Origin of the sequence: Clostridium massiliamazoniense, from assembly GCF_001403635.1 — a bacterium.
In the GTDB taxonomy this organism is placed as follows: domain Bacteria; phylum Bacillota; class Clostridia; order Clostridiales; family Clostridiaceae; genus Sarcina; species Sarcina massiliamazoniense.
The window spans coordinates 536,728-553,186 of sequence record NZ_LN879467.1 but is presented as its reverse complement, the minus strand read 5'-3'; the positions used below and the strand labels follow the sequence as shown (position 1 = coordinate 553,186).

Sequence of the window (16,459 nt, the reverse complement as noted above, 5' to 3'; positions counted from 1 at the left end):
AAATTATTATAAATAATTCTCTATAGTTATTAAAGAACATCTAAAAACAAATATAGAAATATTATTTTAATAACTTTTATCTATAAAAAATAAAATTTAAGGACTCCCTTTTCTCCTTTTTATTATCAAATTATAATTGTAATGTTTACATTATATAAAATAAAAAAAACCTTATTTTTTTCCTAAAAAAATTTAAGTAAACCTTATTTCTCAGCCCTGTCTATAAGTAACTTAACAACGTTCATTGTTTGTTAATAATTAAAGAAAATTTATTATGTTTTTTCCACCAATTATTAATCCAAAAGTTACTCTTTTGTAATAATTCAGGAATATAATAAAACTATAGAGATTGACGGAAGCCAATCATAAAAAAACAATAATTTTAAATAGATTTTCAATATTTTAGTGCAAAGGGGGAAATAATATGTTATCATTATTAGGAATCGTTTGTGGAGTTTCAGCAGTATTTTTTGCAGGTTCTTTCTTAGCTAAAGACAAAAAAATACAATGTTTTGAAAACTAATAACTAACTTAAAATTATATTTCAAAAAAGATACTTAAAATTTATAAAACTTAAAACTTAAAAACTTAATTAAAAATTATATTTTAAAAATTATTTAAACAGCAATTATATTTATTTTATTCAAAAATCCTAGGTATTTTCGAGTTTTACCTAGGATTTTTTATGCTTATTTTTGAATAAAAAATCTATAAAATAGGATTCTTAAAATCAACTATTTTATAGATTAAAAATAATTCTAAGTTTATTCTAATTCATTTTTTCTCTTCATAAATAAATATATAGGTAGTCCAATTAATGTTATAATAACTCCTCCTATAGCTGTAAAAGTACTTTGTTCCCCTGCCATAAATAATTGATTTATAATAACAAATGCTCCACCTAATATAGCTATTATTGGAATTATAGGATATCCAATAACCTTATATGGTCTATTCATATCTGGTCTTGTTTTTCTTAATTTAATTACTCCTGCAAATATCATTATGTAAAATATCCATACAGTAAATATAGTTAAATTAGTTAATAAATTAAATTTTCCTGAAAGAGCATAAATTATTGCTAGCACTACTGTTAACATCATTGCATTTCCTGGAACTCCACCTTTATTTACCTTAGAGAAAACCTTACTAAAAGGAATTGTTTTCTTTTCTGCTAAAGCATAAGTTACTCTTGGTCCTGTTAATAAGTTTCCACTCATATTTCCGAAAACTGATATTAATATCCCTACTGATACTATATTTCCTCCAATTGAGCCAAATATTTTTTGTGCTACTAAAGAGGCTGGTGATGGTACAGTTGCCATTACTGAAGCTGGAACAACCCAAAGATAGGATATATTTATTGCTAAATATACTGCCATAACAATTGATAATCCACCTATTATAGCTTTTGGTAAATCCTTTCCTGGATTTCTCATTTCTCCTGCTATAGCCCCAACATTTATCCATCCATCATAAGCAAATAAAGTTGCTATTAAAACTTCCCCAAGAGCTGCCCCTATACTTGTATGTGGACCTATTAAAGGAGTTATTATATTGTTTGAACCTGTTCCTTTTATAAACCCAAAAATTATTATCAAAATTAACGGTAATAATTTACATATAGTTGCTAAAGTTTGAATTACCCCTCCAAATTTTGAACTAATTACATTTAAAATTAATATAAATATTATTATACCTACTGCTATTGGCATTTTAAAATGAGAATTTCCTAGCATTGAAGCTGATTGTTCACCAAATATTACTGCTCCTGATGCTATTATTCCCGGAAAATACAAAACTGTTTGCATCCATCCTGTTAAAAAAGATAATTTCTCCCCATACATTTCTCTCATGTAGACCATCATTCCACCTGTTTCTGGCATGGCTGCTGATACTTCTGCTGCTGTTAATCCAGCTGCAATTGTAATTAAGCCACCAAGTATCCAAGCAATTATACCTAGTCCAGGACCACCATGAGTAGAACTATATATTGCCTGAGGTTTAAAAAAGACTCCAGATCCTATAACAACACCTATAACAGTTGACAATGCAGCTGATAACCCTACAGTCTTCTTTAGTCCATGTCCTTTTGTCATCCAACTTCCTCCTTTGTACTTTTTAACCTCTACCATAAGTAGAAATTATTTTTCTTTTGTATCATAACTTATATTATATCCTATATAAATATTTTCATCATTATAATAATTTAAATAAAATTATTTTAAATTGAGTTTCACTTGATAATTTATAGAAATTATTATATCATTAAAGTATACCATTAATTAACATGATAATTTCTATACTGGGAGGTCTACTATTGAAAACTCGTGAACAATATGAAAAGTGGTTAAATAAAAATATAGAAGGATGGACAAAATCTACCGAAAGTAATTTTATAAATATAGTTCTAAAAAGTGGGAAAAAGGAAACTGTAGAATTATCCTACTTTGCAGAACCTAATAAAGGTAAATTTACAAAGGATGAACTTGTTATTGCCTTATTAAATAAAAAATATTAAAAGGGGGTATATCAGAATTATAGATATATCCCTTTTAACTAGTTATATATCTGTCTCAACAGATATATAACTATGCTTTTAAAGGTGCTGTATCAAATTACAGATACATCCTCTCTGCCTTTTATCTAGCTATATAGGTTCATCATTTGTGACCACTCACCTACGTAAAGAAGCTCTAATATTTTTTCTACAACAGTTTCTAAAATTTCCAAACTCACTTTGTTCAAACAATGGAAATTTTTTCACGAAACTATTGTTCAAAAATAAAGAGCTTCTAGTACTAGTTCAATGGTCACAGCATTTTGTACCTATATAGCTATCTCGGCAGATAAAAGTAAATATAAATTAAGGTGCTGATTTGATTTGGTACAGCCCCTTTTGTTCTACTTCTTATAATTAATGCTAAATACTTCGTATTCATAATTTAATTTATATCCCAACTTTCCTACTAATTTTACAGATATTAAATTAGCAGCATCCCAATTAGGATAAATTCCTCTATCTAAGCATTCACTAATTAATGCTGAAGATACTATAGTTGCAAATCCTTTATCTCTATAATCTTTACAAGTATCAACCTCTATTTCTATTCCATCATCATAAATTACATAAGATGATGCTCCAGCAATAACTTTATTTTCTTTTGTTATAAAATAACCTATACCCCTTTTTAAATAATCTTCTTTAGATTTAAATTGTGACATAAAATCTACTGAAATCTCATCAATTAAATAATCATCAAGAAATTTCTCATCTGCTTTTTTTAATGAATATCCTTTAGGGAGTTTTTTTACTAAACTATCTATATAAGCTTTATTTAAATTTTCTTTATGCTTTTTAAATGCATATCTTTTTATTTTTTTTATATCTCTTTGATAGAACTTTTCTAATAAATCTCCCCATTTATTATTTTCAACATATATAATTGAATTTAAAGGTATATTTAGAATCAATTCTTCAGCTTCTTCACCTTTAGGAATTCCTCCAAAAAAGACAAAATCACCAACAATAACTTCTATCATAGTTGGATCTATTAAGTCATCAACCCATGCTTCTCCCATGTGCCCCTGAATATATGTTAAAATAATTTTTTCATCAATGTCCTTAAAAAATTTACTTGCATTTTTTCTTACATTAGAATTTCCTCTATAAATCATAGCCTAGCTCCACTCCAAAAATAATTTACTATTGAACTAATTTTATATTTAAACCTATTTTACCATAATATTACTTAAATTCAATAATTAAATGTAATATAATTAATTTATTCTCCAATTATATTTATTAACTCTCTAAACTTTCCACTATTTAATTCATCACAAGAAAATAATCCTACAACTTTTTCATCTTTAACCATAGCTATTATAGTTTTAATTAATTTATTATCTTCTAAATCTATAGACTTAAAATAAACTTCCTCATTTAAATAGTTAGAAACATTATATCCATTTTTAATAGATAACTCATTAAGCTCTTTTATTATCTCTCCAACTTTTACATCTCTTTTAACTTCATTGAAAGATGCAGGAAGCCTTAAAATCCCCCCCATAGCACTATTTACTTGAGCCTTATAATTCTTTTCTCTTAGATAGTCATTAATTTTATTTTCTGCTACTTTTTCTTCTTTTCTACAATCAATATTTCTAGATAGGGAACCTATAGCATCTATTTTCCACTGGTTATCTTCTTTTATTAAAGTAAAAACTTCACTTTTATTTTCACATCTCACAAAAACACTTATTTTATTAGTTCTAATAAGTTCCTCTATTTCAATAGATTTAACATTCCCTAACTTATTTCCACTTAAATAAGTTAATTGTGTTACATCATTTTCTTTTAGCTCATAAAAATTCATTGATACTAAATTGCTTATATAATCTAAATCTCTATTATTTAATGCATTAATATATTCCTTTAAAATTTTTTCTATATTTTTACTTTCTTTATTAAACTCCTTATGTTTTTATCTTTGTTTAATCTTTTTAAAGCATCATAATCACATGCTAACTCACAATCTATATTCATTACTTTTAAGAAAACATAAATGAAAGGATTGAACCAGTGTATTATTCTTATAATTACTGCTATAATGGCTATTAAAGTATGCTTATTTTTTAAATGCATTATTTCATGTAAAAAAATATATTTAATTTCTTCCTCATCTAACTTTACTTTTAAATCATTTGGCATAATTATTTTAGGATTAAATATCCCATAATATTATTAGTTTCTTTTCCTAAGTTTTTTAATTTAATATATGAAAAAAAGCCATAATTCCCTAATAAAATTACTATTACTAGCCAAGAAAAACTTCCTATATCTTTTAATATTTCTTGATTACCATTTATAACTTCATTGGATTTTATGACTTTACTTTCAATGTTCTCTTTGTTGAAATTTATATTATTTTCTAAAAAACTACTATTATTAACCCTCTCATCACTACTTATTTCATTTATACTTTCATCCTTACTACTACTTTGAGTAAAATAACTTTCTACTGACTTATTTACCATAGAATAAATACTTAAGCTACTTTTAGGTCCATAAGGCATTAAAAACTTTAACAAAACTATTATCCATAAGGAATAAATTACTTTAGGAGAAACTTTCTCCTTCAAAAAAAATCGTATAACTAAAATTACTAAGCCTAATATAGTCGCATCTATTGATCCCTTAATTATAAAATCAAATAATTTCTCAAATCCTCCCATAATCTAATCCTCAATTTTTTCATTTAAAATTTTTCTAAGTTCATCTATATCCTCTTTAGATATATGCTCTGATTTAACAAAATTTAAAATCATAGAGTTAAAAGACCCTCCAAAAACTCTCTTCAGAAAACTATTACTTTCTGCCTTGATATATTCTTCTTCCCTTATTAGAGCATAATAAAGATACTCTTTTCCCTCCTTTTCGTACCCTATTACCTCCTTATTTAAAAGCCTACTAATTAAACTTTTAATTGTAGCAGGTTTCCACATTTGTTCACTACTTAAGCTTTTTATAATGAAAGCTGAAGTAGTCTTTGGATTTTTCCAAATAATTTTCATAACTTCCCATTCTGCATCAGATACTTTAGGTAAATTTCTCATCTGACTCTCTCCCTTCCTTAAAATTACATTTGTAATTTATTTACAGTTTACACTTGTAATTCTTATTTGTCAACACTTAAATTTTGTACTTATATGATGACTATAACTAATATCTCTAATACTCCAATTTCCTATAAACTTAAGACAAAAAGACACAAGAATTAAGTAAAAATAAGTAAAATTGAGATAAAATCTAAGCTTTATCTTAATTGATTTTTAGTTTGTTGAATAAAATAAAAAATCCAGTAGGAAATTAAAATAATCTCCTGCTGGATTTTTGAAAATTAATGTTACCTAATCACTAATATCTTGTAATCAACTATAAACTTATAAATATAAGTTTATACAGCTTGATTCAAGATTCTATCTAAATCTAAATTTAAATTCATTAGCTACATCTTAAAACATAAGCTGGCGGTATATTAGCAATAACTCTATCTTTATCTATATCATTAAAGTATTGCTTAAACAAACCTATTTTAACTAAAGAATATTGAAATGTTATAAACTTAGCTCCATCCTTATTTACTATATTTTTAGTTTTTTCTAATATAACACTTGATATTTCTTTATCTAAAGATGTAAATGCTAACCCAGACACTATATAATCAACTTTATTTACTCCAAATTTTTTTAGATATTTGTCCAAATTCTGAGCACCATCATTTATAATTTTAACGTTGTTTCTATGACCATATTTTTTCTTAAGAATTTTATAAAATTCTTCATTAACTTCTAAAGCTATGAATATAGTATCATCTGATATTCTTGAAAGTAGCTTTTCCGTAAAAGAACCTAATCCTGGTCCATACTCAACTATACATTTACTATTCTTAAAATCTATAGTTTCAATCATTTTCTCAGCAAGTTGTGCACCACTAGGTGCTATTGCCCCAACATTCTTGGGATTTTTCACAAATTCCTTAATAAACTTCACTAAAACACTTCCTTAATTTAAATTTTCCCCTTATTACTTATAAAATATCCTAATTTAAATATTCCCTTCGAATACTATTTTACCTTATGTCTCCTATATGCACTCTTCTAAATTTCTATAATCTAGAGATAAGCAAACACAAGTCCTCTCTATAACTCCCACTAAAATTTAACTAAAATTAAAACTCTGTCTAAATTAAGTGTTCATTTATAGTTAATATTACCATAAATTCAATGATTAGTATACACAATTAATTACATAATATTACCAAGATATTATTATTGAACTATCATTCTTTTCTACTTTATAATTTTTAGCTTCTAATATGTTAATAACCTCATTTAATGGTTCAAAAGAAATTTTAATAGAACTTTCTATTTTTGTTGATTGTATTGCTTCTATTATTAATTTTAATTCTTCTTTTATTCTTTCTTTTCTAGCATTTGTGTTTCTCTCAGCAATTTTCTCAGCTGGCATTAAACTTCCTATTAAATCATCTAATCCTTCTAAAGTATTCATCTCTTCTTCCTCCTCGGTATAAAAATCTTCCTCACTACTATTATAATTATTTTCTTCTATAATCTCATTACCTAAATCTTCTATTTCTTCCCCTAATTCAATATACTCATTTTCTTCTTCAGTCTCTTCATCTAAATTATCTTCTATATAATTTTCATTTTCTAATATGTCATCTTCTAGAATTTCTTTTAATTCATCTATTTCTTCTATAGTTTCAGGTTCTTTTTCCACGTCGTCTAATTCTTCTAAGTTTTCACTTTCCTCTATAGGTTCTTCTTCTGTAATCTCTTCTATAATTTCTTCCTCTTCTAATTCAATTTCTTTATTACAATCGGCTTCTTCATTAATATTTTGTGAAACACTAGCCATTATTTCATTTATAGTTTGATTTTCATCCAATTCATCATAAGAATTTAATGAGTCCCTAGTTTCATCATCCTCTATTATTTCTAAATTATTATTTGGAATAATTTCTTCTTCCTCTTCAATAAGTCCATATTCTCTTCTTATACTATTAACATCAATAACTTGAGTTGCTTCTAAATCTTCCTCATAATTATCAAATACAATTTCTTCTACAATAGGCTCTTCCTTAATTTCTTCTTTCTCTTCATTTTTAACTATTTCCATATTAAAATTAGCAATCATTATTTCTTCAAAATTATTTATATTATTAGTGAAGTTTGTAGACTTCCAAACCTTATAATTTCTGAATCTTTCTTCAAATTGTTGATATTTATTTTTTCCAAATGATGCAATTACTTTTAATAAAATATCTGATCTTGAATAATCTTTTTCCTCATATTCATAGGTAATTTCCTTTAGAAAACTATCAACAAGTCTTCTTGCCTTTGCATCTTCCAAGAAACTAAATAAAATTGAGCATTTAACAACTCTAACTTCTTCTTCAGTTAACTCTAAAAATCTATATGCAGTTGCTATTATAGCCATAGAACTATCTATAAAAATTGCTTTTTTTAATTCTATTAAATTACTATTATTATTAAGTGCCATATGAATTGCATTCATAGTAACTTTATAAGGAAGTCTTTTATTTATTATGCTTACAGAATACCAATCTGAAAGTTCCTTTAAGAATTCAAATTCATTACCAGACTTCTCTCTTAATACTTTATCAACATAGCTTTCTACTTGATATCTAAAATTTACTTTACATTTTATTAAACTTAAAAGCACTGAATTCATTGCTAGAGTTTTTCCAATAGGAACATCTAAATCTAATTCTTCATTTGAATAATTTTTATAGAAGTACTCAATAGCATAGGAATAATAAATAGCTTTAAGCATATTTCTTTCTGTTTCTGTATTTAATAACAAACTAATTGTTTCATTCTCTAAATTTAATAAGTCAAAATCTTTTTTATCTTCTCCATTTTCATAAATAAGCTTTAAATTTCCATATTTCTCTTCTAATCTAATTATTTCATTAATTAACTTTTCTAAAAAATCCATTCTTCCACCTCGTATCATTTGTACCTATATAACAATAGCTTATCTCTAACAACATAATTAGAAATAAGCCTTACTATTATTTTACTCATCTTAGCTATTCCGAAACAATTACTAGCTATTTCTTAGGTAAATATATTATGTCATATTTCTTACAATTATAGTTTACAAAAAATTAACTTTACTATCTTCACTTAAAGTATTTGATAAATTTCATTTACACCTTATAGATTTCTTATGCTCTCTTTTTCTAGTATAAACTTCTCCATTCATTTTTTGTTAAACTCCCCTTTAAAATTCATATCACAACTAATTTTTGTAATATTCTACTTATGCAAACTAGACATATCCCCTAGATAACTTCCATTAAACTTTATATGAATTTTTACTGCCTAAATTAGTTCTCAGTAATCTTATTTCTTTACATTCTTAATAATATAATAAAAAGCTACACCTAAAATTGATGTAGCTTTTTTGCTTATATTAAATTCTTTTCTTCTATAAATTTATCAAGTTCTTTTTCATCTGAAAGTAATTTACATGTATTATAATATGTAAATTTATCATTCATTGTAAAACCTGAAAGTGATTGATTTTTTATTCTTTCTATTAACTTCTCATGTTCTTCTTCTAAATTGTTATAAAATCTTTCTATATAGTCCTTAAATTTTTTAGTAGTTACAAATTCTTTCTTAGCTATATCATCCATGCTATTTGCAAGTATATATAAATTATTTACTATATTTCTTTGATCTTTAACGAATTTATTTATATTTTCATCATTTATAGCTCTATTATTAACTAAAATTTTATGTTCCATTGCCCTAGATATATTTAATACATTTTTTATAGCAATTTTATTCTCTTCTAACTGTTCTATATTTTTTAATTCATTTATTGCTCTCTTAACACTTTTATTATATCTAGACATAAACACTTTAGTTTCTTTTTCTATATCATATGGGAAAATAACTGCACTACATATAACTGCTATTATTACTCCAATCACTACAAATAAAATTCTTTCCTCAGCTAATCCTAATGTATTAAATGAAGACATTCCATAAATTCCAAGTGCTAAAATAGTAGTACATGTATTTTTTATAATATCATTTTTAACTATACCCATTATATAGAAACTAATCATTATTACAGCTAATCTAAGAAGTTCTCCTGGTATTAAGGCAAATGCTATAAAGAATATAGCTGCCCCTAAAATAGTTCCATATATTCTATTTATTCCTGTATGTTTTATATGATCATTATAAGGTACTGCTGCCATAGCTATAGTTAATACTATCCAATAAGTATACTCACCACCAACTAATTTACTTATAAAATAAACAACTGAAATCATTAATGCCATTCTAATTGAAAAGCTAAATCTTAAAGAATCTTTACTTGTAGCTGCTTTAATCATATACCAATTTGCTGGCTTTTCTATCTCTAGAATACTATTTCTATATTCTTCATTTTTATGAATCATCATTGCATCTTCTACATAATAATCAAAGCTTTCTAAAACTTTGAATAATTCAAATAATAAGTAATCATCTTCACTTTTCTTTTTATATTTCTCATTGATTTTATTGAATTCCTTAATAAATTCCTTTGAATCAATTTCTTCATCTATAACTTTTTTTAGGACTGCAAAAAAGTTATCTAAATCTTCTAATACTTCATCATAAATCTTATCCTTACCATTGGCTTTTCCTAAATCCTCTATAATTAATTCAAAGTTTTCTAATATACTTAAAAAATTCAGTTGAATCTCTTCTATTTTAGTAAAGTGAAAATAACTATCTCTTCTTTCTAAAATAGAATTATTCCATTTTTTAATTTCTTCACTTACACTTTCCTTGTACTTATCTATAAATTCATTATTTCTAATAGCTTTAATTTCTTTTCTTAATAGTTCTACTATGCCTTTTAAACTACCCTTTGCTATTTTATTTCCCTTTTTCCCATTGATTAAATATTGTAATAACATTGCAAATAATCCACCAAGTATGAATCCTATAAATCTAAGAGGGACTTCTTGGTGATGTGGTACATGATTAAGCATTAATATATAAGCAAGTAAAAAAGGTTGGTATACAGAACTTTTTAAATCTGACATAGAAGCATAAGTAGTTACAAAAATACCTATAAAATTCACTATAAGACCTAAGTAAATATTAAAAGTTGCCACATAAGTGCAAATACAAATAACTATAATTAGCACCACTAAATTAATAGTATTTTTCAATAAGTTTCCTGTTAAATCTTTACCTAAAAGCATAAAACTAATAAGCACGATACTAACACCAACAGTTACATTTTCTTCACCTAAAAACGTCTTTGCCAAAAAAATAAAAATCATCATTACTACAAATAGTAAAGTTGCTTTTTTTATAGCTCCACTCATATTTTTTCTCCTTTGTTAATTAAATAGTTCCCTTGTAAAATATTCTATTTTAGATTTAAATTATACCATATATATTTTTTATATTTACTACAAAATTATTTTTTCTTTTAATATAAAAGACCATCATTACAATAATGATAGTCTTTAACTAAAGATAAATTATCTTCTGTTACGTTGTTCTTTTTTAGCCTTTCTACATGGTGCACATCTTGTTGGTTCATTTTCAAAACCTTTTTCCTTATAAAATTCTTGCTCTCCAGCAGAAAATGTAAATTCATTCCCACACTCTCTACATACTAATGTTTTATCTTCCATTTATAAATTCCTCCTTGAAATTAAAGACCTATTCCATTAATTTTTTCCCTAATTTATAAAAATTTATTCATCTATAATAATTCTTTACTTTATCTATTTAATAGTGCTTTATTGTAATTAATCTTAATATCTCAAACATATACTTATACTAAATTTAATTTTAGTTATAAAATTAGGAGATTAAAATGAAAAAAACTTCTACTTTAATTTTGAACTTGCTTATGGCTTCAGGGATTTTCTCAACTATATCTATAGCCAAAGGAAAAAAGAAGAATAAGCCTAAAAAAATAATTGCTAGTTATATTCCTCTATATGAAAAGTGGAAAGCAGAAGATATTCAAGGGTATAAATTAACTGATGCTATTATAGCTTTCGCTAAATTTGATGAAAATAATAGAATTTCCTTTGATAAATATAATCAAACTGAACTAGAAGAAGTTAAAAGATTAACTAACTTATATCCTCATTTAAACATTAGCTTATCTATAGGTGGCTGGGGGGTAACTGAATTTAGTGAAGTGGCAGCTTCAGAAGAATTAAGAGCTCTTTTTATCTCTGATTGTATAGAACTTTTAGAAACTTATAATATGAATGGAATAGATATAGACTGGGAATATCCCGTAGGTGAAAACTGGCTTCCTGATGTAGATAGAAGTTGGAATGATAAGGTAAACTTCACTAAGTTAATAAGAGAATTTAGAGCGGAATTAGATAAACTAGAAAAGATAAATGGAAAGGAATATATATTATCCTATGCCTCTGGTATCAATGAATGGGCTATAACTAACTTAGAATATAAAGAAGTCTTTCAATTAGTAGATAGAATAAACTTAATGGGTTATTCTTATGAAGGTTCATGGTCAACAAGAACTGGACATGCTAGTGCCTTATATCCTTATAGTAGCTCTTCCTATTATAGTTTAAACTCCTCAGATGCTGTAGAATTATTTATAAAATATGGAGCAAAGAAAGATAAATTAATTCTAGGTGTGCCATTCTTTTCTCAGGACTGGTATGGAGTTAACAATGTTAATAATGGCTTAGGACAAAAATTTAAAGGTTCAAATAACTTGAATATGGGTTATACTAAACTAAAAAATGAATTTATAAATAAAAACGGCTTTATACGACATTGGGATGATGAAGCAAAAGTACCATATTTATTTAATAGTGATATGTTTATTTCCTATGATGATGAAGAATCTATTTGCTATAAAGCTAATTATGTTTTAAAGAAAAACTTAGGTGGTATAATGAGTTGGCAATACCTTCAAGATAGAAGTGGTGATTTATTAAAAGTTATAAATGAAATCCTAAATTCGTCTTATAATGAATGGAAAGCAGAAACTAGTTATAAAAAAGATGATATTGTTCTTCATAATTGTATTGAATATAGATGCTTAGCTGACCATAAGTCACTAATAAATTGGGCTCCTAATAAAGCTAATACCTTATGGACTATAGTATCTAAAAATAAGCACTAAACTATAACTGACTAATGTTTATCATCCTCCAATCTTCTATAATCTGGAGATAAATAACACAAATCCTTAAATAGCCTCCTCTAAAATTCTTCTTGAGTAAAAATTCTATTTAAATTAAATCAGTTTACTAAAAAGGGAGCCCTTATAATAGCTGAAAACAGCTTTATCAGATAACTCCCTTATTTATTTAATTATTCACCAAATACTTTTTTCTTCATCATAAGTCCTGTTTTACTAATAGCAACTCCACCAAGAGCTGTTTCTCTTAAGGTTTCTGGAAGTGCCTTACCTACTTGAGACATAGCTATTACTGTATCATCAAATGGTATTTTTGATTCTATTCCAGCCATTACAAGGTCTGCTGCACATATTGCACTTACAGCTCCTGAAGCATTTCTTTTTGCACAAGGAATTTCAACAAGTCCTGCAACTGGATCACAAACAAGTCCTAAAATATTCTTTATAACTATTGCTGCTGCATTAAGTGACATTTCTGGTGTTCCACCCATAAGTTCTACAAGACCACCTGCTGCCATAGCTGCTGCTGAACCACATTCTGCTTGGCATCCACCTTCAGCTCCTGAAAATGTAGCATTCTTTCCTATTATCATCCCAACAGCTGAAGCTGCTAAAAGACCATATAATAGCTCCTCATCTTGAAGCTCTAATCTTTCTTTAGCTGTTAACATTACAGCTGGAAGTATTCCACAGGAACCAGCTGTTGGACAAGCGACTATTTTCCCCATAGAAGCATTAACTTCTGATGAAGAAAGTGCCATAGCCATAGCTAATATAGCTCCATTACCTGTAAATGATTTTCCTGACTCTAAATACTTTTGAAGCTTAAAAGCATCTCCTCCAATTAATCCACTAAGAGAATAAACTTCCTTTTCTCTTCCCTCTGATGCTGAATTTTTCATAACAGCTAAAGTTTTTGAAAGCTTTTCTAAAACCTCTTCTTTTGAAAGATTTTTACTTTGCATCTCACATCTTAAAGCATATTCACTAAGCTTAATTCCTTCTTCTTTACATATTGCTAAAAGTTCTTCACCTGTCTTTGCAATTCTCATGTATTATTCACCGTCCTCTTCAATATTTATAAGTATAACTTTGTTTATTCCATCTATCTCTTCTATTTTCTTTATAACTGCTTCATCAATTTTACTATCAATCTCTAAAGTCATAGTAGCATCCATGCCCTTTTGAGTTCTTGAAACATTCATAAATGCAATATTAACTTCATTTTCACAAAGAATGCTAGTAACCTTATTTACAGTACCAAACTTATCATCATGACATGTAATAAGAGTAGGATATGCTCCTGTAAAACTAGCTCCCTTACCGTTTACTTCAACTATTTCTATACTTCCTCCTCCTATTGATGAACCTAATACCTCACAAACCTTTCCTGATTCACCGGTCATAATAAATTTAACTGTATTTGGATGATAATCACCTAAATCTCTTTCTATAAACTCAAAATTTAATCCTTCTTTCTTTGCAATTAAAATAGATGCTCTAAGTCTTTCATCATCAGGTTGCATACCTAGTATTCCAGCAAGTAAAGCCTTGTCTGTTCCATGGCCCTTATAAGTCTTAGCAAAAGAACCATGAAGCAAAAATTTAACATCTACAATTTTTTCTCCTGCAACAGCCCTAGCAACTTTTCCAAGTCTAGCTGCACCAGCTGTATGAGATGATGATGGCCCAACCATTATTGGACCTAATATATCAAAAACACAAACATTATTCATAATTATCCCCTTTCTTTATTCAACAATGGTTTTTATCTAATGACTAATCTCTGTAATACTCCACTCTTTTGCAAAGTAGAGATAAACAAATACAGTTCACTAGATAGCTTCCACTAAAATTCAAATAGAATTTTTATTCTAGCTGAATTTTAGTGGAAGTTTATATTGAATATAGGGTAGATTTCTCTACCCTATATTTATTTCTCAATTTAATATTATATTTACTTTAAACTACTATAAGCTCTTCATCTTCTCCTTGAGTAGCTCCCTCACCATCAGTTGCTTTATTACCTCTGATTTGATCTGCTCTCATTATCTTATAATTCCTAAATATGAAATATCCTATCATACCTGCAATTATGTTAAGAACTACTATTATAGCTGCTGCAATTAAAACCTTAACTGCTGGGTTATATGCAAACATTACAGCAAAACCAGCTATTGGAGTTGCAGTTCCTGGTGTGTTATTTACAAGTCCCATTGATGCAATAACTATACCTGATAAAGCACCACCTATAAAATTAGTTACATATACAGGAATTGGATTTGCAGAAATTATATCTGCCTGTGTCAATGGCTCTATAGCCACTGCAATAGTGTCTTTTTTGCTTCCAAATTTCATTTTTCCAAAGAATACAAAATTCATAAATGATGAACCAAATACTGATAATGCTCCAATTGCCATTGGAAGCCCTGTTAATCCAAGCATAGCTGTTAAAGCCATTGAACTAAGAGGTGCAGTAGCAACTACTGTAATTAATCCTCCAAGTATAATTCCCATGATTATTGGACTAGCTGATGACGAAGCTGTTATAACTCCTCCAATATTTTGAAGAGTTGTATTTACAAGAGGATTTGATATTTGAGCTATTCCCCTTACAAGTGGTGCTCCTACAACAATAATAACTATTAAATCAAGACCAGCTGGTATTTTCTTTTCTAGGAACTTTATAACGAATGATCCAAGATACCCTGCTATAAATCCTGGTAATATTCCAAAACCTGAACATGCAAGACCTGTTAGTACTGCATATACTGGTGAAACTCCAAGTGCCAATGGGACTAAAATTGCTGCTGCAACTCCTCCAAGACTTCCATTTGCTGCACCTACAGCTTCTAAAAATGGTATTTTAAGAACTTCTCCAAAGAACGCAAAATGGAAAGCTTCAACTAAGAAACTTGCACAGGCAGCATTTGCTAGTGCTCCCATTGCTTTCATTCCATGGGGAGCTTTGTAACTAAATAATGTAAAACAGCCAAGAACCACTAATAATAACAACGTTCCAAATAAGATTTGCATAATAATATCCCCCTTACTTAATTTTTTAACATAATCATTTTACAACAAATTTCGACTAATGGAAATGTTTTCACCATATATTTTATATAATTTATATTTTGTTATATTTTTTAACATAAACATAACATTTTTGACACTATAATAATTATTCATCTCAAGTATACTTTTTTATTTTACTTTTTCATTAATAATATTACTTTCTAGATTTTTACTACTTTAATCTAAATTAACTTAAATCTAAAATTTGAATAAATATTTATTTTTTTAGAATAAATATAATATTTTGATAAATTTTATGTTTTCATATTTATTATATTTTTCTACTTTTTTTCATTTGATTTATTCATATTTCCCTGATAAATTTCCTGTAATACTTTAATACTCCATAAGTTAGAAATAAATAAAAAATATATACTATACTAAATAACTTTTAGTAAATTCAAATGAAACATTCTATCTCAATTAGTTTTATTTTATCTCATAGCTAGATGCTGTAATACTTCTATCTTCTATAAGTAAGAGCTAAACAGCCTCACCCTTGTAGATAAGTTTGACTAAGCATTCAGATGGAGTGAAAACTCCACCTGAATTAAGTCTACATTTATAAAAGTAAAAAAAGTTCTAAAACAAAACTAAAAATAGCTTTATTCTAGAACT

15 protein-coding genes are annotated in these 16,459 nt (G+C 27.0%); 2 read left to right on the top strand and 13 right to left on the bottom strand.

Annotation, left to right across the window (positions count from 1 at the left end; translation table 11 throughout):
* Positions 1-764: 764 nt before the first annotated feature.
* Positions 765-2,099: an APC family permease gene (locus tag ARA19_RS06425; protein ID WP_055070146.1), complete on the bottom strand. Its 1,335-nt coding sequence runs from the start codon at positions 2,097-2,099 to the stop codon at positions 765-767.
* A gap of 221 nt (positions 2,100-2,320) precedes the next feature.
* On the opposite strand from ARA19_RS06425, the gene ARA19_RS06420 reads away from it, so the two are divergent.
* A complete protein-coding gene (locus tag ARA19_RS06420) occupies positions 2,321-2,521 on the top strand; it encodes a hypothetical protein (RefSeq protein WP_055070145.1) in 201 nt (66 codons plus the stop codon).
* 383 nt (positions 2,522-2,904) lie between these two features.
* Here ARA19_RS06420 and ARA19_RS06415 read toward each other — a convergent pair whose 3' ends face one another.
* The 9 genes from ARA19_RS06415 to ARA19_RS06375 form a co-directional block, all read right to left on the bottom strand.
* Positions 2,905-3,678: a GNAT family N-acetyltransferase gene (locus tag ARA19_RS06415; protein ID WP_055070144.1), complete on the bottom strand. Its 774-nt coding sequence runs from the start codon at positions 3,676-3,678 to the stop codon at positions 2,905-2,907.
* Positions 3,679-3,785: 107 nt separating this feature from the next.
* Complete coding sequence (locus ARA19_RS06410) at positions 3,786-4,376, bottom strand: hypothetical protein (RefSeq protein WP_055070143.1); 591 nt, start codon at positions 4,374-4,376, stop codon at positions 3,786-3,788.
* A 71-nt stretch (positions 4,377-4,447) separates the two neighbouring features.
* Positions 4,448-4,711, bottom strand: a complete 264-nt coding sequence (locus tag ARA19_RS06405; RefSeq protein ID WP_055070142.1) for a M56 family metallopeptidase — start codon at positions 4,709-4,711, stop codon at positions 4,448-4,450.
* Between the two features lie 2 nt (positions 4,712-4,713).
* A complete protein-coding gene (locus ARA19_RS06400; RefSeq protein WP_055070141.1) occupies positions 4,714-5,235 on the bottom strand; it encodes a M56 family metallopeptidase in 522 nt (173 codons plus the stop codon).
* A 3-nt stretch (positions 5,236-5,238) separates the two neighbouring features.
* Positions 5,239-5,616, bottom strand: coding sequence for a BlaI/MecI/CopY family transcriptional regulator (locus ARA19_RS06395; protein ID WP_055070140.1), 378 nt, complete (start codon positions 5,614-5,616; stop codon positions 5,239-5,241).
* A 388-nt stretch (positions 5,617-6,004) separates the two neighbouring features.
* Positions 6,005-6,553, bottom strand: coding sequence for a class I SAM-dependent methyltransferase (locus ARA19_RS06390; protein WP_055070139.1), 549 nt, complete (start codon positions 6,551-6,553; stop codon positions 6,005-6,007).
* Positions 6,554-6,817: 264 nt separating this feature from the next.
* On the bottom strand, positions 6,818-8,545 hold the full coding sequence (locus ARA19_RS06385) for a hypothetical protein (protein ID WP_055070138.1): 1,728 nt from the start codon (positions 8,543-8,545) through the stop codon (positions 6,818-6,820).
* A gap of 475 nt (positions 8,546-9,020) precedes the next feature.
* Positions 9,021-10,949, bottom strand: coding sequence for an FUSC family protein (locus ARA19_RS06380; RefSeq protein ID WP_055070137.1), 1,929 nt, complete (start codon positions 10,947-10,949; stop codon positions 9,021-9,023).
* 159 nt (positions 10,950-11,108) lie between these two features.
* Entirely contained in the window at positions 11,109-11,264 is a 156-nt protein-coding gene (locus tag ARA19_RS06375; RefSeq protein ID WP_055070136.1) for a zinc-ribbon domain-containing protein, read from the bottom strand.
* A 185-nt stretch (positions 11,265-11,449) separates the two neighbouring features.
* Here ARA19_RS06375 and ARA19_RS06370 point away from each other — a divergent pair, with 185 nt between their 5' ends.
* A complete protein-coding gene (locus ARA19_RS06370; protein WP_055070135.1) occupies positions 11,450-12,748 on the top strand; it encodes a glycosyl hydrolase family 18 protein in 1,299 nt (432 codons plus the stop codon).
* Positions 12,749-12,939: 191 nt separating this feature from the next.
* Here the strand turns inward: ARA19_RS06370 and sdaAA are convergent, their stop codons facing one another.
* The 3 genes from sdaAA to ARA19_RS06355 form a co-directional block, all read right to left on the bottom strand.
* Complete coding sequence (gene sdaAA, locus ARA19_RS06365; RefSeq protein WP_055070134.1) at positions 12,940-13,818, bottom strand: L-serine ammonia-lyase, iron-sulfur-dependent, subunit alpha; 879 nt, start codon at positions 13,816-13,818, stop codon at positions 12,940-12,942.
* Positions 13,819-13,821: 3 nt separating this feature from the next.
* On the bottom strand, positions 13,822-14,502 hold the full coding sequence (gene sdaAB, locus ARA19_RS06360; RefSeq protein WP_055070133.1) for an L-serine ammonia-lyase, iron-sulfur-dependent subunit beta: 681 nt from the start codon (positions 14,500-14,502) through the stop codon (positions 13,822-13,824).
* A gap of 226 nt (positions 14,503-14,728) precedes the next feature.
* Complete coding sequence (locus ARA19_RS06355; protein ID WP_055070132.1) at positions 14,729-15,802, bottom strand: PTS sugar transporter subunit IIC; 1,074 nt, start codon at positions 15,800-15,802, stop codon at positions 14,729-14,731.
* Between the last annotated feature and the right edge of the window lie 657 nt (positions 15,803-16,459).

What these genes read in the sequence shown, in the direction of transcription:
- ARA19_RS06425 (WP_055070146.1), bottom strand. Translation starts at nt 2,099, where the DNA reads ATGACAAAAGGACATGGACTAAAGAAGACTGTAGGGTTATCAGCTGCA.
- ARA19_RS06415 (WP_055070144.1), bottom strand. Translation starts at nt 3,678, where the DNA reads ATGATTTATAGAGGAAATTCTAATGTAAGAAAAAATGCAAGTAAATTT.
- ARA19_RS06410 (WP_055070143.1), bottom strand. Translation starts at nt 4,376, where the DNA reads ATGAATTTTTATGAGCTAAAAGAAAATGATGTAACACAATTAACTTAT.
- ARA19_RS06405 (WP_055070142.1), bottom strand. Translation starts at nt 4,711, where the DNA reads ATGCCAAATGATTTAAAAGTAAAGTTAGATGAGGAAGAAATTAAATAT.
- ARA19_RS06400 (WP_055070141.1), bottom strand. Translation starts at nt 5,235, where the DNA reads ATGGGAGGATTTGAGAAATTATTTGATTTTATAATTAAGGGATCAATA.
- ARA19_RS06395 (WP_055070140.1), bottom strand. Translation starts at nt 5,616, where the DNA reads ATGAGAAATTTACCTAAAGTATCTGATGCAGAATGGGAAGTTATGAAA.
- ARA19_RS06385 (WP_055070138.1), bottom strand. Translation starts at nt 8,545, where the DNA reads ATGGATTTTTTAGAAAAGTTAATTAATGAAATAATTAGATTAGAAGAG.
- ARA19_RS06380 (WP_055070137.1), bottom strand. Translation starts at nt 10,949, where the DNA reads ATGAGTGGAGCTATAAAAAAAGCAACTTTACTATTTGTAGTAATGATG.
- ARA19_RS06375 (WP_055070136.1), bottom strand. Translation starts at nt 11,264, where the DNA reads ATGGAAGATAAAACATTAGTATGTAGAGAGTGTGGGAATGAATTTACA.
- ARA19_RS06370 (WP_055070135.1), top strand. Translation starts at nt 11,450, where the DNA reads ATGAAAAAAACTTCTACTTTAATTTTGAACTTGCTTATGGCTTCAGGG.
- sdaAA (WP_055070134.1), bottom strand. Translation starts at nt 13,818, where the DNA reads ATGAGAATTGCAAAGACAGGTGAAGAACTTTTAGCAATATGTAAAGAA.
- sdaAB (WP_055070133.1), bottom strand. Translation starts at nt 14,502, where the DNA reads ATGAATAATGTTTGTGTTTTTGATATATTAGGTCCAATAATGGTTGGG.
- ARA19_RS06355 (WP_055070132.1), bottom strand. Translation starts at nt 15,802, where the DNA reads ATGCAAATCTTATTTGGAACGTTGTTATTATTAGTGGTTCTTGGCTGT.